Genomic DNA, 14,142 nt, shown 5'->3' with positions numbered 1-14,142 from the left:
TCACCGTGGATAAAATGTTGAAGCAGGTAGGGATTGCGCTGGGGCTATTGCTGGTGGTGGTGGGTTCAGTGGTTGCTGCGGGCAAAATGCTGCCAGGCGAGTCGCCGCAGGCAGAAAAGCAAATCGACATCGCAGGAACCGTCACCGCTGTCATCACCGGACCGATCGGGGGGCAGCCGGATCAATCAGCAGATCCGAGCGCGTCTGTATCGAGCAAGGACACTCCCAATGGTATCGATCCGGCTCAGCCGACCGGGATTGTCGCGATCATGGTTGAGGCGGATTCCCAAAGCGGCAAAACGCCCTATGATAAAGCCTCTGTCTCTCTCCGAAAGTCGCCGGAGCTGCTGAAAAAGCAAGGGGATTCGCTCGTGCCGGCGACATTGGATGACTTGCGGGAGGGAACCAGGGTGGAGGTTTCTTTCGACGGGCCTGTCGCCGAATCCTACCCCGTACAGGCGACCGCAGGGATGATCGTCATCGTGGAATAGAAAAGCAAATCAAACATGCCGGGACAGTTGATCGATTTGACACTTGGTCTCTGTCGGAGAGCGGCCTGCAAAGGAAAGGATAGAAAGTATGGAAGGAATGAGATATAATACTTACTAAAGGTAATTAAGTGTACAAAAGGAAGGTGTCTTGCACCATGAAAATGCCATCGCTTTTCCTCGCTCATGGAGCGCCGCTGCTTGCGATTGAGCGGAATCAATATACGGAAGCACTGAAGCAGCTGGCAGAGGAACTGCCTCGTCCGAGGGCCATCCTGATTTTTTCCGCCCACTGGGAGAGCCGCGTTCAGGCTGTCGGGACGACAAAGCTCAACGCTACCATCCACGATTTTGGCGGCTTTCCTCGTGAGTTGTATGAAATTCAGTACCCGGCCAAAGGCGATCCCGCTCTGGCTGCCGAGGCATTGCGCATTTTCGCAGAGAATAACATTCCGGCAACGGCCGAGCCGGTCCGCGGGCTGGATCACGGGGCATGGGTCGTCTTGCGGATGATGTACCCGGAAGCAGATATTCCAGTCGTCTCGCTCTCGGTCAATCCGCAGCTTTCAGCGGAAGAGCAGTATGCGATTGGCAAAGCCCTGCAAGCTTTCCGCGAGGACGGTGTCTTGATCATCGGCAGCGGAGGAACGGTACACAATTTTGCCTACATGAGTATGCGCTCCGATACGGAGGAGGGAGACGAGTGGGCCGTTGCGTTTGAAGAATGGCTGCGGGACAGGATCGAGGCTTGGGATCTGGAGTCCTTGTTCCGCTACGATACGCTTGCTCCGTATGCCCGGCAGGCTGTTCCTTTGCACGGAAGCGAGCATTTCGTTCCCCTGCTCTATGCGATGGGCGCTGCCGATGAAGACCGAACGGCAGCCAGGGAGCATATCAGCTTTCGCTATGGCAGCCTCAGCCATGTCATCTGGAAATTTGGGGCGAAATAAAAAAATCTCGAAAAACCGGTCACAAACTCGAGGGGTTTCTCGTTTCAAGTACGAACGAGAAATCACAAGAGAGAGGATCGATGGCAATGAAACCGAGAATGGAATATCGCAAGGCAAATCCCCAGGCTTTCCAAACAATGCTGCAAATGGAGAAATTCGTCCGCAGCAGCGGGTTGGACCACAAGCTTCTGGAGCTGGTGAAAACGCGGGCGTCCCAGTTGAACGGCTGCGCATACTGCCTTGACATGCACACTCGTGAAGCGAGAGAAAACGGCGAGACTGAGCAGCGCCTCTATCTGCTCAATGCCTGGAGAGAAGCGGATGTGTACACCGAAGCAGAGCGGGCGGCACTGGCTCTGACGGAAGCCGTTACGCTGATCGCAAAAGAGGGCGTTCCGGAAGCGGTGTTCCAGAACGTACAGAAGCATTTCAGCGAGGAGGAAACCGTCTCCCTGCTGATGGCTATCAACACGATCAACTCCTGGAACCGGTTGGCGATTGCTACCGGAATGAGCGCCCCTGCTGACTTGCCGGTACGGTAATGGATGAATCGCCCTACGCGATAGATGTTTATGAATGACAAAAAAGACACGCTGTCCTGCAGTGTGCGGCGACCGAGCTTACAGGTCGCGGCCCGCGGGGATCAGACGTGTCTTTTTGATGTAGAGGTGTTGTTTACACATCCATCTGCCGGGTACGGCCGGGATAAAAGGCATTCTTCTCCGGCAGCGGATTTCCTTTCGCGGTGATCGCATCGGGTTTGATCCGAAAAACGGCTGCGACGCTTCCCATCGAAGAGCGGTACTTCACTACATGCTGCAAGGAAAGCGGCTCCGGGTAGTAGCCGGGAACGTATTTGTCCAGCATGGCTTGCAGGGCATCGCGCATTTCTTCCGGCTCCTCGACCCGCTCCACCTTGCCGAAAACCATGGCACTCATGTAGGCTGTGTCGGTGAGAGCCGGCACCGGATCAGCGATCGTTCCGTATTCGTCGCAAACGCTAAAACAGACGCGGGCGTTTTTGGCGATCATCTCGACTTTTCTGCCGGAATCTGCTCCGTGAAAGTAGATATTGCCGTTTAGCCAGCTAAAATTCAGCGGAACGACATAAGGCTCTTCTCCGTCAGTCAGACCGAGGTGGCCGATCCTGGCTTGCGTGAGAAAGGCATCGATTTGGTCTTGATCAGTAACTGTGCGTTTGGAATAGCGGATGGGAAACAAAGGATCTCCTCCGTTCGATGTAGGATGTACGTCCATGATAGGAGGATTCTGACCTTTCGGAAAGGGTCAATTTATTCTTTTTGCATCGGGTCAGATTGGGCAAATAAAAAGCGCCTGCCCGAGAGCAAGCGCTTTGCTTGACGATTATCCCATTTGAATTTCTTTGTCCGGATCGAGCTTTTTGGCAAGCTGCTCTTCCCCGCGGTGAATCCAGCCCACGAACGAGTCGCGGATATTCATATCGTTATCCAAATAGACCACGGCTACGAACATATAATGGCTTTTTCCGGAATACCTGGCCCGATAACGCAGATCAAACCATCTTACTTCGTAGCCAAACGGCTGCTTTCTGGTCTCGACATGCGCATGACGCACAAAGGAAAGAAACGCCTGTACCTTCTTGTCAGTCTTGGCGACGGCAATCAGTTCATTCTCCGGCTTGATGGTGAAAACATCCAGGATACTGACCTCGCCGCCGTGGACTTCCCCGACGTACCAATGCTGATTTGTCTGGACGACAAACGTCCACTGATTCCAGGAGAGCGTAGGAATGACTGTGTAGGTTCCCGCTTTGCCGATGTATGCGCGAACCGCTTCGGTCGTTCGTTTGTTCACTTGCCAGCGCCAGAAGTAATACGGAATAAGCGACAGATACACCCATAAGAAAACATGTCCCGGATCAGCCCCCGCGCCCCACAGCATCAGGCCGGTCACATGGGCGGCGAAGATAAACGGATCGAAAATAAAAACGACATTCCAGGCGATCCACTTGTTGTGAAACGGATACAACCCTTTTGTTCCGTAGGCGTTAAACAGATCGACGAATACGTGGAGACAGACAGCGACAAAAATCCAGCCGAGCAGGTGCAGCCAATGAACTTGCGGGGAAATGGCCTGCACGAGGGCGAAGACCGCGGCTGTCCAGATAGACAGCGCCGGAATGGAGTGAGAGACTCCACGGTGGTGGCGGATGTAAGCGGCACTTCCTCGAATACGGGTGAATCCATCCAAGTCAGGTGCTTGTGAACCGATGACGGTTCCGATCATGACCGCCTCTGCCAATCCCGGTGTCGAAGCCACGACAGGATCAAGATGGGCGAGACCGGCCAAGCCGAAGCCCATTGCAAAGTGCGTTGCAGTATCCATGAGGTGCGGATGCTCCCTCCTTTTCGTTCGGGCAAAAATATGTTGCCGCATCAAACGCGGTAGCGCATCTTGAGAGTGCCTCCATTGAGGTTTCTTATCAGTTATTATAGCGTGTTAGATGGGAAAATTCCCTTTTCGGCTGAAAAAAAGTATCCTTGTTCCTTTGGAAATGGGCAGGTATGATGAAAGGGACCGGAAAGGAGAGGGGCAACGTGCTCATCGTTTTCATCGAATACAAAATCGAAGAATCCATGCGCGACCAGTATCTTCGCCTGTTGGCAGAAATGCCGGACAGAATCGGCGAGAAGGGAGCGCGTGAATACCGCTGCTGGGAAGGATATGACCAGCCCGGATTGTACGTCGAAGCCTTTCATGTAGAGAGTGTCGAACAATACGAAGCGATAAAAGCATGGCGACTTGCCGATCAGGACTTCTGCGCCTGTATAGCGGGAGGGGCAGCCAAATTGCACGTATGGGCGTTTCAGCCTGTCCAATTGGCGTGAGAAAAGGAGTTTGTGCAGACAAGTATGGCAGGAAAGCAAAAAAAAGCATTGACGTATACACTACCCGAGGAATTTCATGTTTTTGGATTCTCACGCGATCTGTTGGCCTGGTACGACGGCCAGAAGCGTGATCTCCCCTGGCGAATCAATCGGGACCCGTACCGGATCTGGGTTTCGGAAATCATGCTGCAGCAAACGAGAGTCGAAACGGTAAAACCGTATTACCAAAACTTTATGGAAAAGTTCCCGACCGTAGAGGCTTTGGCCGACGCACCTGAGGAAGAGGTGCTGAAGGCATGGGAAGGGCTGGGGTATTACTCGCGTGCCCGCAATTTGCAAAGCGCTGCCCGGGAGGTCAAGACCCGCTACGGCGGCGTCGTGCCGGACAAGCCCGAAGAAATCGCGACACTGAAAGGAATCGGTCCGTATACGGCGGGCGCGATTCTCAGTATCGCCTACGAAAAACCGGAGCCGGCCGTGGACGGCAATGTCATGCGCGTTTTTTCGCGTCTGCTGCTCATGACCGATGACATTGCCAAACCGGCAACGCGGATAAAAGTCGAGCATCTCGTCAGACAGGTCATACCCGAAGGCAGAGCGGGAGATTTCAATCAGGCGCTAATGGAGCTGGGCGCGCTTGTGTGTGTGCCGAGGACTCCGCAGTGCTTGACGTGCCCGGTGTTTGATTACTGTCTGGCCCGTCGCGAAGGCGTTCAGGAAGAACTGCCGGTAAAAGGCAAGGCGAAACCGCCGCGCCCCGTCAATCTGCAGGTAGCCGTTGTCCGGCACGGGGATCGCGTATTGATGAACAGGCGGCCGGAGCAGGGGCTGCTTGCCGGGATGTGGCAGTTTCCGATGGTGGAAACCGATGCAGACACGCCGTCAGTCAAGCAGCAAACACTGCTGGATGGCTTGAGCAGCCGTTTTGGCCAGGATGCGGAGGTGCTTGAGCCATTGATGGAGGTGCAGCATACGTTCTCGCATCTGCATTGGAACATGGAGGTATGGCTTTGCGACTGGATTGACGGAGGGGAGCTCCCTTCCGATGCCCGTTTTGTTACCCTGGAAGAGATCTCGTCCCTCGCGCTCCCTGTTGCCCATCAAAAAATTGTGGAAAAGCTAAAAAGCGACCGCTGATGGTCGCTTTTTTTCGCTATTTATGGCTTACCAGCGGCAGTATTCAGGGAACTGGGCCGCCTGAAGCAAGCGCTTCTCTTCCCATTCCCGGATGAATTGCTCCTGCTGGTAACGCGCCTCGACTTCCTCTGGAGACAATACACGCTTCTCGATGATAATGCTGAAGAAAATCATTGGAATATACATGGTGCTACCCCTCCTACAGGGACGAATATAGTCAGTCAGCCGCCTTCTATCGATTTGACTCCTGTGAATCTCATTTTCTGACGGCGAATTTTATTTCTCATCTGACATCCCTCCTTGGTTATCCTTTCAAAGTCTTACCCGCGAATCGCAAAATCAGGGTACTGGGCAGCTTGCATCGCTTGCGCGTCTGCGCGTTCTTGCAAGTAGCGTTCACAGTTGTACTCAGCCATGCGCTGTGCAGCGTTGTTACGCTCGATTTTGATCGTGAAGAACAAAAAGTTGACTACCATCTCGAATCACCTCCTCTCAAGGGGAAAATGGATATAAAAAGACCGCGGGCCAGGGCCTACGGTCTTTGTAACGAAGAAAATGGGAATCAAAAAGACCACAAGCTACAACGCCTGCGGTCTGGTATGCAACGAATAGGGTATGAGTAAGAAAGGCAGTTCTTACAATGCTACAATTCGTTCGTCCAGGAGGCGCTGTCATATGAAGTTTTGGAAACCAATGCTAGATCGAGTGCTGCGATAGTTACCATCATCATGTTGTTTGCCTCCTTCCTTAAAATGGTTGATAAAAATCGTACTCTTAGAATATGGCAAATTTTTCTCATTGTAAAGGACTTTTTGCCGAAAAAATAAAAGAAAATAAATTCTGACAACAAATTCAGCAATTTCAGTCAGATCAAATTTTTTATATATGCTTACAAAATATATGGAGGTAATTAGTATTTTTATCCAGTTTTTCATTTCAACGAAAAGGGTAGATAGAAGAGGACAAAAGAGACAAAGGGGCGTTCGCCATTGCGGAAGAGGAAGACATCGGTCAGAACGAAATTGATAGCGACATTTGCAGCGATACTGATGATCCCGACACTCGTACTGGGACTGCTATCGTATCAGAGCGCAAAGGAACAGCTCGCAGAGCAGCTGCTGAGCGCAGCTCACGAAAACGTGCGGCTGGTTGACGAGCTGCTTGAGCGAATGCTTACCGCACAAGAGCAGTCGATTCATTTCTTTGCCGAGACAACAGGGGAAAGTCAACTGGCACCCGGCCAGCTTGCCGCTCTGAAGCAACGATTAAAAAGCTTTCTTTCCACCCATAAGGAGGTGGGCGAGATATACATCGGGACAAAGACCGGCATTATGCTGATGGGATCGGATACGAAGCTGCCGGATGGATACGATCCGCGAACGAGGCCCTGGTATCAGGCGGCCATGGCAAATCCGAATGAGCCGATTATCATCGATCCGTATGTAGATGCGGCATCAGGCAGCATCGTCGTCGGTATTGCACAGGCTCTGACAGACCGCTCGGGTGTAATCGGGATGGATTTGCACCTCGGTACTTTGGAGGGGACTGTCAAGCAAGCGAAGATCGGCGAGACGGGATACGTCGCCATTTATGACAAAGCCCGCCGCATTCTCGTCCATCCTTCACTCAAGCCAGAGGAGGAAAACAAGGAGCCGTGGATGGACTCCTTGTATGCGGAAGAGACGGGGCGGTTTGATCTTGCCGACGCTGGTGAGTCGGCAGGTGCTGTTTATGTGACGAACCGTCAAACTGGCTGGAAGCTGATGGGGCTGATGTATCAGGCAGAGGCCGATCGGGTAGCCAGCCCGATTTTTCAGAAGACGCTGTGGATTACGGCAATGGCGCTGGCTCTCGGGAGCGTGCTCGTCTTTGTCATTTTAAGAAGGATGCTTGGCGCACTCAAGCGCTTGACTGCAGCAGCAGAACGCATGGGTCAGGGAGACATTTCCCAGCAGGTAACCGTTGAAGCCGAAGACGAATTCGGCAAGCTTGGCCACAGTTTTAACCACATGGCGCAATCGTTGCGAACATTGCTTGCCACGATCAAACATTCGGTAGAGCAATTGGCTTCGTCTGCAGAGGAGCTGTCAGCCAGTGCAGACCAGACGAGCAAGGCAACGGAGCAGATCGCCACGACGATCCAGGAGATGGCCGTCGGAGGGGACCAGCAGGTGCAGCACACACAGAAAAGCTCGGAAGCTTCGGAGCAGCTTGCACAAGGGATCGACCAAATTGCCAGCTATGCGAGCCAGGTGTCCTCTGCCGCCCGGCAAACAGCCCGGCTTGCCAGCGAGGGCGATCAATCGGTTCAGGAAGCTGTTCTGCAGATGAAAGCCTCCAATCAAAGCATTCAGGACTTGGCTGAAGTGATACAGAGCTTGGGCGGCCGTTCCCAGGCAATCGGCAGCATCGTGGAGCTGATCGCCAATATTGCCAAGCAAACGAACCTGCTCGCCTTGAACGCTGCGATTGAGGCGGCACGGGCAGGCGAGTCTGGACGCGGTTTTTCCGTCGTGGCTGATGAGGTCCGCAAACTGGCGGAACAGTCGTCGGATTCCGCCCAGCAAATCGCCATGCTGATCCAGTCAATCCAGTCAGAGACGCAAACAGCCGTCGAAGTGATGAAGCGAAGCCGTGAAGAGGTGACTGCCGGGATCGAGAAGGTTTCCATTGCTGGACAGTCCTTTGACCAAATCCGTATATCTGTCGGGGAAGTAGCAAAACAAATCGGCGAGGTTTCCGAAGCGACCCAGCGCATGTCCGCCCGTACCCGTCAGGTAAGCGAATCCATTCGCAGTATAGCGGAGCTGTCTCTACTCAGCTCGGAGGGTACACAAAGCGTGTCTGCAGCAGCGGAGGAACAGCTCGCATCCATGGAGGAAATCGCCTCGTCTGCGGTGGAACTGGAGAAAATGGCGGCTCATCTGCAGGAGCAGGTCGCCCGCTTTCAGACATAAAAAAGATGCAGGGCCGGGGATTCCTCGGCCTTTTCTGCTTGCTGCCAGCCGAAAAGCTTTAGCTGCTGCACGGGCCCCAGGTTTAGACCCAAAACATGAAAATCAAGCCGATCATTGCCGCGAGACTGAAAGCGACGATCGCAATAATGGCGCCGAGCTGTCGGTTCCTGGTTTTCACTGAAACTGACCTCCCTTCGTTTAGTCGTAAATGGGGGCAGAAGAATGATCCCAGCCTCCGCCGTCTCCGCCGACAGGACCTCGGGATTCCAGCTCTTTGATGATTTTGGCGTGCATGGAGGTTCCTTCTGCGTTCAGATAGGCAGCCAACTGCGACATCGAGTGGTGGTAGTAAAGCAATTCATTCAACTCCCAGTCGTCCAGCGATGTCATCGTTAATTCGGACAAATCTCGGCCAATATACATAGAAATACAGTCCCCTTTCCGCTCAAACCGTTCTTATCGTAGTATGGCTGACCTGACTCGTTTCCATCCCGGACGGAGCGGGCTTCTGTCGTTATGTCTTTTGACGGGTGGCAATTGCCAAAGCGGAGATGTATAATAAGTACGAAATATTTAGTACCTGATATTAATAGTTGGTGTAGCAGGAGGGTAACCTTATGAATACAACAAAAAAGGTGGCACTGGTGACAGGGGGAACGCGCGGGATCGGCAAAGCGATTGCATTGCAGCTCGCCGAACAGGGCTATGATCTCGTCTTGAACTATTTGCGGAACCGTTCCGCCGCCCGGGAAGCGGCAGCAGAGCTGGAGGCAAAAGGGGTTCGCGTCCATTTGGTCAAAGCCAATGTCGGGGATGTAGAAAAAATCAAAGAGCTGTTTGCGGAAATCGACCGTGAATTTGGCCGTCTCGATGTATTTGTGAACAATGCAGCCTCCGGGGTGCTGCGTCCTTTGATGGAGCTGGAGGAGAGCCACTGGGACTGGACGATGGATATCAACAGCAAAGCGCTTCTGTTCTGCGCCCAGGAAGCGGCGAAATTGATGATCAAGACCGGCGAAGGCGGAAAGATCGTCAGCCTTTCCAGCCTGGGTTCGATCCGGGTTCTGGACAATTATACTTCGGTGGGCGTATCCAAAGCGGCTGTCGAGGCGCTCACCCGCTATCTCGCAGTAGAATTGGCGCCGCACAACATTGTCGTAAACGCAGTGTCGGGCGGTGCGGTTGATACGGACGCGCTGCGCCATTTCCCTAACCGGGAGGAACTTCTCGCGGATTCTGCAAAGCGCACGCCTGCGGGACGGATCGTGGAACCGGAGGACCTGGCCAATGCGGTCATGTTCCTTCTTTCCGACAAAGCATCGATGGTTCGGGGACAAACCCTGATTGTCGATGGAGGCATTTCTCTGCTGACATAATTCAAAAAAAGCCAGAGGGGATCGGAAGGCAAGCAAGCCTCCACCCCTCTTTTGCATCTTCATACGGAGACAAACTTGTCCTTTTTGGTGTACAATAGAAAAAGAAGGCATCGAAGGAGGCAACTTATGCTGATTCGTCCGTTTCGGCTCGGTGACTATTCCGCAATTACTCGCATTTGGCAAGAAACCGGTTTGGAGGAACAAGAAGCAGAGTCGCTGAATGATCTGGCCAAGCAGCTTGCATGGGACAGCGATCTGGTAATGGTAGCAGAAAAAGAGGGTGAAGTGGTCGGTGTGGTTGTCGGTACCATTGACGGGACACGGGCTTATTTTTACCGTTTGGCAGTTCTCCCCCGCTTGCAGGGTGCAGGTATAGGCCGGAAACTGGTGGAGGCGATCGAGAAGCGCTTCAAACAGCGTGGGGTCAATCGCGTCCTGATTATGGTGAATCAAGGCAATCCTGAAGTACTTCCTTTTTATCATTCACTTGGCTATGAGATGCAAAAATATGTTACACTTTCCAAAAAGCTCTCTTCCTAAGGGAGGCTGTCCCCATTCAGATAGAGAAGAGAAGAAAGGGGAGGGTCATGTCGCCAGCTCCGGGCTCCATTATCCGCATTGAAAGCTATAAACACGACCACTCCCTGCATCGCATCTGGGATAAGACGACACTAATCCACACCAGTGATGCAGTAGTGATTGGCGGCAACGATCGAGTAAAAGTGACAGAGTCTGACGGCCGGGAGTGGCGTACACGTGAGCCGGCAATCTGCACGTTTGGTCGCGGGCAGTGGTTTAATACCATCGCCATGATTCGGGACGATGGGATTTACTACTATTGCAACATCGGTTCCCCGTTTAGCCTGAAGGGGAATCTCTTGAGCTACATCGATTACGATCTGGACGTAAAGGTGTTTCCCGATATGACGTACACGATTCTCGACGAAGAGGAGTTTCTCTTGCACGGCAAGCAGATGAATTATCCGCCTGTAGTCGTTGAGCGCGTACAAAGCGCATTGCGGGAGGTGCTGGAATGGGTGCGTCTGAGACGAGGCCCTTTTCAAAACGGATTTGTCCAACGCTGGTATGAGCGCTACCTTTTGGTGCGTGAGGACGAGGAATAATCCCTTTCCCGATTGACGGGGGAGGGATTTCCTTGTTTGGCGGCCTGCTTTCGGGTTTTCTATGAATGGCAAAAATAAAATCCGGCAGGTTTTCGATTAGACGGAGCATGTAAAAGGAGGAACGGGCTTTGAGTATCCGTCGCTACATGAAGTATGTAAAGCCGTATGCCAAGCAAATTATCGGGACGATTTTTATCGGCATCATCAAGTTTTCCATACCGTTGCTCCTGCCGCTGATCATCAAGTATGTAATCGATGATCTATTGCCCAGTCCGATGCCCCAGTCGGAAAAGCTGACACATCTGTTTTGGCTGATGGCAGGAGCGTTTCTCGTTTTTACTGTAATCCGCGCCCCTGTGGAATACTATCGTCAGTACTTTGCCCAATGGGTGTCCAGCCGCATTTTGTTTGACATCCGCAACCAGCTGTTTGATCACCTGCAGCGACTGTCGATGCGCTATTACAACAATCACAAGACGGGCGAGGTCATTTCGCGGGTCATAAACGACGTCGAGTCGACGAAGAGCTTTATCGATACGGGCTTGATGAATCTGTGGCTGGATCTGATCACCATCGGGATGACGCTCGGGGTGATGATTTACATGGACGCGGAGTTGACGGTAGTGTCCATCCTCGTTTTCCCGCTGTACGGATTTTCCGTCAAGTATTTCTACAAAAGGCTGCGTCAGTTGACGCGGGAAAGATCGGCAGCGCTGGCTCATCTGCAAGGCCATCTGCACGAGCGGATCAACGGGATGTCGATGATTCGGAGCTTTGCTCTCGAAGAGCATGAAAACAAACAGTTTGCCAAAGAGAACAATCATTTTCTGAAGAAGGCGCTGGCGCTGACACGCTGGAATGCGAATACGTTTGCCGTTGTCAACACGATTACGGATATCGCCCCGCTGCTCGTCATTTCTTATGCGGGCTATCAGGTCATCAACGGCACGATGTCGATCGGGACGCTGGTCGCTTTTTACGCATACCTGGACCGTCTCTATACACCGCTGCGCCGTCTCGTGAACTCCTCGACGACATTGACGCAAGCCGTGGCTTCGATGGACCGGATGTTTGAATTTATTGATGAATCCTATGATATTACGGACAAACCCGATGCTGGCGTGCTCCCCGTCAATCCGGAGACAGGCAGAATTCGCGGGGAGGTTCGCTTTGAAGACGTTTCGTTTCGCTATCGGGATGAAGGGCCGCTGGTGCTGGAAAAGATAAACCTGACGATTCGGCCTGGCGAAACAGTAGCCATCGTCGGGATGTCGGGGGGAGGCAAGTCTTCCTTGATCAGCCTGCTGCCCCGCTTCTGGGATGTGACGGAAGGGCGCATTACCGTTGACGGCGTCGACATTCGGGACGTCAAGCAGCAAAACCTGCGCAGCCATATCGGCATGGTGCTGCAGGACAATATTTTGTTCAGCGAATCGGCACGCATAAATATCATGATGGGCAATCCGGATGCAACGGAGGAAGCCGTGATCGAAGCGGCCAAGGCTGCCAATGCGCATGACTTTATCATGGACCTGCCGGAGGGCTATGACACGGAGCTTGGCGAGCGTGGTGTAAAGCTGTCCGGGGGGCAAAAGCAGCGGATCGCGATAGCCCGCGTCTTTTTGCGGGACCCGGGCATTCTCATCCTGGATGAAGCGACTTCGGCGCTCGATCTGGAGTCGGAGCATATGATCCAGGAGTCGCTCGCCCGCCTGACTAATGGACGGACGACAATCATTGTGGCGCACAGATTGTCGACGATCACCCACGCGGACAAGATCGTCGTGATGAAAGAAGGACGAATTGTGGAACAGGGTCGCCACGAAGAGCTGCTGGAGCAAAAAGGCGTGTATCACAATCTGTGGCACGTGCAGGATCTGGGCACTCCCGGCGAGCAGCAGCCGGCCTTGTAAGAAGGAGGGGGGAAGCGCCAATGGAATCTTGGCGACGCAACTTATACGTACTGTGCGGGGCTCTTTTTGTCGTGATGATGGGAATGAGCATGATCATGCCGTTTTTGCCGTTGTACATCCAACAGGATTTTGGCGTCGAAGACCCTCATGAAGTGACTGCCTGGGCAGGAGTCATTTTTGGCGCCAACTTTTTGACGGCTGGTCTCGTTTCTCCGATCTGGGGCAATCTGGCTGACAAGTACGGGCGCAAAATCATGATTTTGCGCTCCGGCTATTTCATGTCCATCATAATCGCAGCGACTGGCTTTGCCAACTCCCTGTGGATGCTGCTTGGCCTCAGGCTGTTGAACGGGATGGTTGGCGGTATTATCCCGGCGAGTACCGCCCTCGTCGCTTCTTCAACGCCGAAGGAGCAGATTGGCTGGGCTCAGGGACTTCTGCAATCCTTTATTACAGCAGGGTCCATCATGGGTCCGCTGTTTGGCGGGCTTTTGGAACCACGTATCGGGTTTCGGATGATATTTGTCGTTACAGGCTCCCTGCTTTTACTGGCTACACTCGTGATCACCTTTACGGTAAAAGAGACGTTCGTTCCGCCGGAAGAAAAGGAGCGGACCAGTCTGCGCGATGATTTTCGCATGATTTTTTCATCCAAGAAGCTCCCTGTTCTGTTTTTTGTGACGGTCATGATTCAGTTTGCTCTCTTTAGCATCATCCCCATCCTGCCAGTCTACATCGGTATTCTCTTGGGCAGTGCGGGCAACGTAGCCCTCTGGGCGGGGATCGTCCAAGCCGCGATGGGAACGGCAAATGTGCTGGCAGCTCCTCGTTTGGGCCGTTTTGGCGACCGATTCGGCTCGCAAAAAGTGCTTCTCGGCTGCTTGCTGGTTGCCGGACTGTTGTTCATCCCTCAAGGCTTTGTCACCGCCGTATGGCAATTGGTGCTGCTGCGCTTCCTTTTGGGCTTGTCGCTCGGAGGACTGCTCCCATCGGTCAATGCCTTGCTCCGCCGTGCCACCCCGACTCATATGGTCAGCCGGGTCTACGGATACAATAACAGCTTTGTCAGCATCGGAAGCATGCTGGGGCCGATGATCGGCGGCTTTATGGCGGGCTACGTGAGCATCAACGGCGTTTTCTGGATGACCAGTGCGTTTTTGCTCATCAATGCAGGCTGGGTATACTTCAGCTTTTTCCGGAAAAAGGAAGTCTTGCAGGAAGGGACCTGATCAAGTAAGATTGATTTACATAACACTGTTCGTGAAAGGAGTATTCCTCCATTGTAAACCTCTTGTCGGCTTGTTCACCCAAACAGAAGCTATCAAAA

General features: G+C 53.0%; 16 protein-coding genes. 11 read left to right on the top strand and 5 right to left on the bottom strand.

All coding sequences use genetic code 11. The annotated features are described in order from the left end of the window. The first annotated feature begins 14 nt into the window (after positions 1-14). The 3 genes from V5G20_RS22605 (at position 15) to V5G20_RS22595 (ending at position 1,980) form a co-directional block, all read left to right on the top strand. Positions 15-491 (top strand): DUF3221 domain-containing protein, encoded by a 477-nt coding sequence (locus tag V5G20_RS22605; RefSeq protein WP_227278023.1) that lies wholly within the window; start codon positions 15-17, stop codon positions 489-491. 155 nt (positions 492-646) lie between these two features. After that, positions 647-1,438, top strand: a complete 792-nt coding sequence (locus V5G20_RS22600) for a dioxygenase (protein WP_122957790.1) — start codon at positions 647-649, stop codon at positions 1,436-1,438. 80 nt (positions 1,439-1,518) lie between these two features. Beyond that, positions 1,519-1,980: a carboxymuconolactone decarboxylase family protein gene (locus V5G20_RS22595; RefSeq protein WP_003391562.1), complete on the top strand. Its 462-nt coding sequence runs from the start codon at positions 1,519-1,521 to the stop codon at positions 1,978-1,980. A gap of 133 nt (positions 1,981-2,113) precedes the next feature. On the opposite strand, the gene V5G20_RS22590 is transcribed toward V5G20_RS22595, so the two are convergent. Both V5G20_RS22590 and V5G20_RS22585 read right to left on the bottom strand, forming a co-directional pair. Then, the gene (locus V5G20_RS22590; protein WP_003391564.1) at positions 2,114-2,659 is read right to left on the bottom strand and encodes a pyridoxamine 5'-phosphate oxidase family protein; all 546 of its coding nucleotides are present in this window, start codon (positions 2,657-2,659) and stop codon (positions 2,114-2,116) included. Between the two features lie 144 nt (positions 2,660-2,803). Then, positions 2,804-3,805: a metal-dependent hydrolase gene (locus V5G20_RS22585; RefSeq protein WP_171506091.1), complete on the bottom strand. Its 1,002-nt coding sequence runs from the start codon at positions 3,803-3,805 to the stop codon at positions 2,804-2,806. 212 nt (positions 3,806-4,017) lie between these two features. Between V5G20_RS22585 and V5G20_RS22580 the strand changes: the two genes are divergently transcribed. Continuing rightward, positions 4,018-4,308: an MFS transporter gene (locus V5G20_RS22580; RefSeq protein WP_024984702.1), complete on the top strand. Its 291-nt coding sequence runs from the start codon at positions 4,018-4,020 to the stop codon at positions 4,306-4,308. Positions 4,309-4,332: 24 nt separating this feature from the next. Next, on the top strand, positions 4,333-5,445 hold the full coding sequence (mutY, locus tag V5G20_RS22575) for an A/G-specific adenine glycosylase (protein ID WP_251247235.1): 1,113 nt from the start codon (positions 4,333-4,335) through the stop codon (positions 5,443-5,445). A gap of 27 nt (positions 5,446-5,472) precedes the next feature. On the opposite strand, the gene V5G20_RS22570 is transcribed toward mutY, so the two are convergent. Both V5G20_RS22570 and V5G20_RS22565 read right to left on the bottom strand, forming a co-directional pair. Next, entirely contained in the window at positions 5,473-5,631 is a 159-nt protein-coding gene (locus tag V5G20_RS22570; protein ID WP_003391572.1) for a YrzI family small protein, read from the bottom strand. 134 nt (positions 5,632-5,765) lie between these two features. Next, positions 5,766-5,921, bottom strand: coding sequence for a hypothetical protein (locus V5G20_RS22565; protein WP_170208397.1), 156 nt, complete (start codon positions 5,919-5,921; stop codon positions 5,766-5,768). Between the two features lie 513 nt (positions 5,922-6,434). Between V5G20_RS22565 and V5G20_RS22560 the strand changes: the two genes are divergently transcribed. Continuing rightward, entirely contained in the window at positions 6,435-8,402 is a 1,968-nt protein-coding gene (locus V5G20_RS22560; RefSeq protein ID WP_122957788.1) for a methyl-accepting chemotaxis protein, read from the top strand. A 198-nt stretch (positions 8,403-8,600) separates the two neighbouring features. On the opposite strand, the gene V5G20_RS22555 is transcribed toward V5G20_RS22560, so the two are convergent. Then, a complete protein-coding gene (locus V5G20_RS22555) occupies positions 8,601-8,825 on the bottom strand; it encodes a hypothetical protein (RefSeq protein WP_003391578.1) in 225 nt (74 codons plus the stop codon). Positions 8,826-9,019: 194 nt separating this feature from the next. Here V5G20_RS22555 and fabL point away from each other — a divergent pair, with 194 nt between their 5' ends. From fabL to V5G20_RS22530, 5 genes are all read left to right on the top strand, one after another. Further along, positions 9,020-9,778: an enoyl-[acyl-carrier-protein] reductase FabL gene (fabL, locus tag V5G20_RS22550; RefSeq protein ID WP_024984700.1), complete on the top strand. Its 759-nt coding sequence runs from the start codon at positions 9,020-9,022 to the stop codon at positions 9,776-9,778. Between the two features lie 126 nt (positions 9,779-9,904). Continuing rightward, positions 9,905-10,318 (top strand): GNAT family N-acetyltransferase, encoded by a 414-nt coding sequence (locus tag V5G20_RS22545; protein WP_003391582.1) that lies wholly within the window; start codon positions 9,905-9,907, stop codon positions 10,316-10,318. 47 nt (positions 10,319-10,365) lie between these two features. Continuing rightward, a complete protein-coding gene (locus V5G20_RS22540) occupies positions 10,366-10,902 on the top strand; it encodes a DUF402 domain-containing protein (RefSeq protein ID WP_003391584.1) in 537 nt (178 codons plus the stop codon). 128 nt (positions 10,903-11,030) lie between these two features. Beyond that, entirely contained in the window at positions 11,031-12,815 is a 1,785-nt protein-coding gene (locus V5G20_RS22535) for an ABC transporter ATP-binding protein (protein ID WP_003391586.1), read from the top strand. Positions 12,816-12,835: 20 nt separating this feature from the next. Further along, a complete protein-coding gene (locus V5G20_RS22530) occupies positions 12,836-14,044 on the top strand; it encodes an MFS transporter (protein ID WP_003391587.1) in 1,209 nt (402 codons plus the stop codon). Positions 14,045-14,142 lie beyond the last annotated feature (98 nt).

It is taken from the genome of Brevibacillus borstelensis (assembly GCF_036700025.1).
Classification (GTDB): Bacteria; Bacillota; Bacilli; order Brevibacillales; family Brevibacillaceae; genus Brevibacillus; species Brevibacillus borstelensis.
Note: the sequence above shows the minus strand (reverse complement) of the source record. Positions and strands in the feature narration are given on the sequence as shown.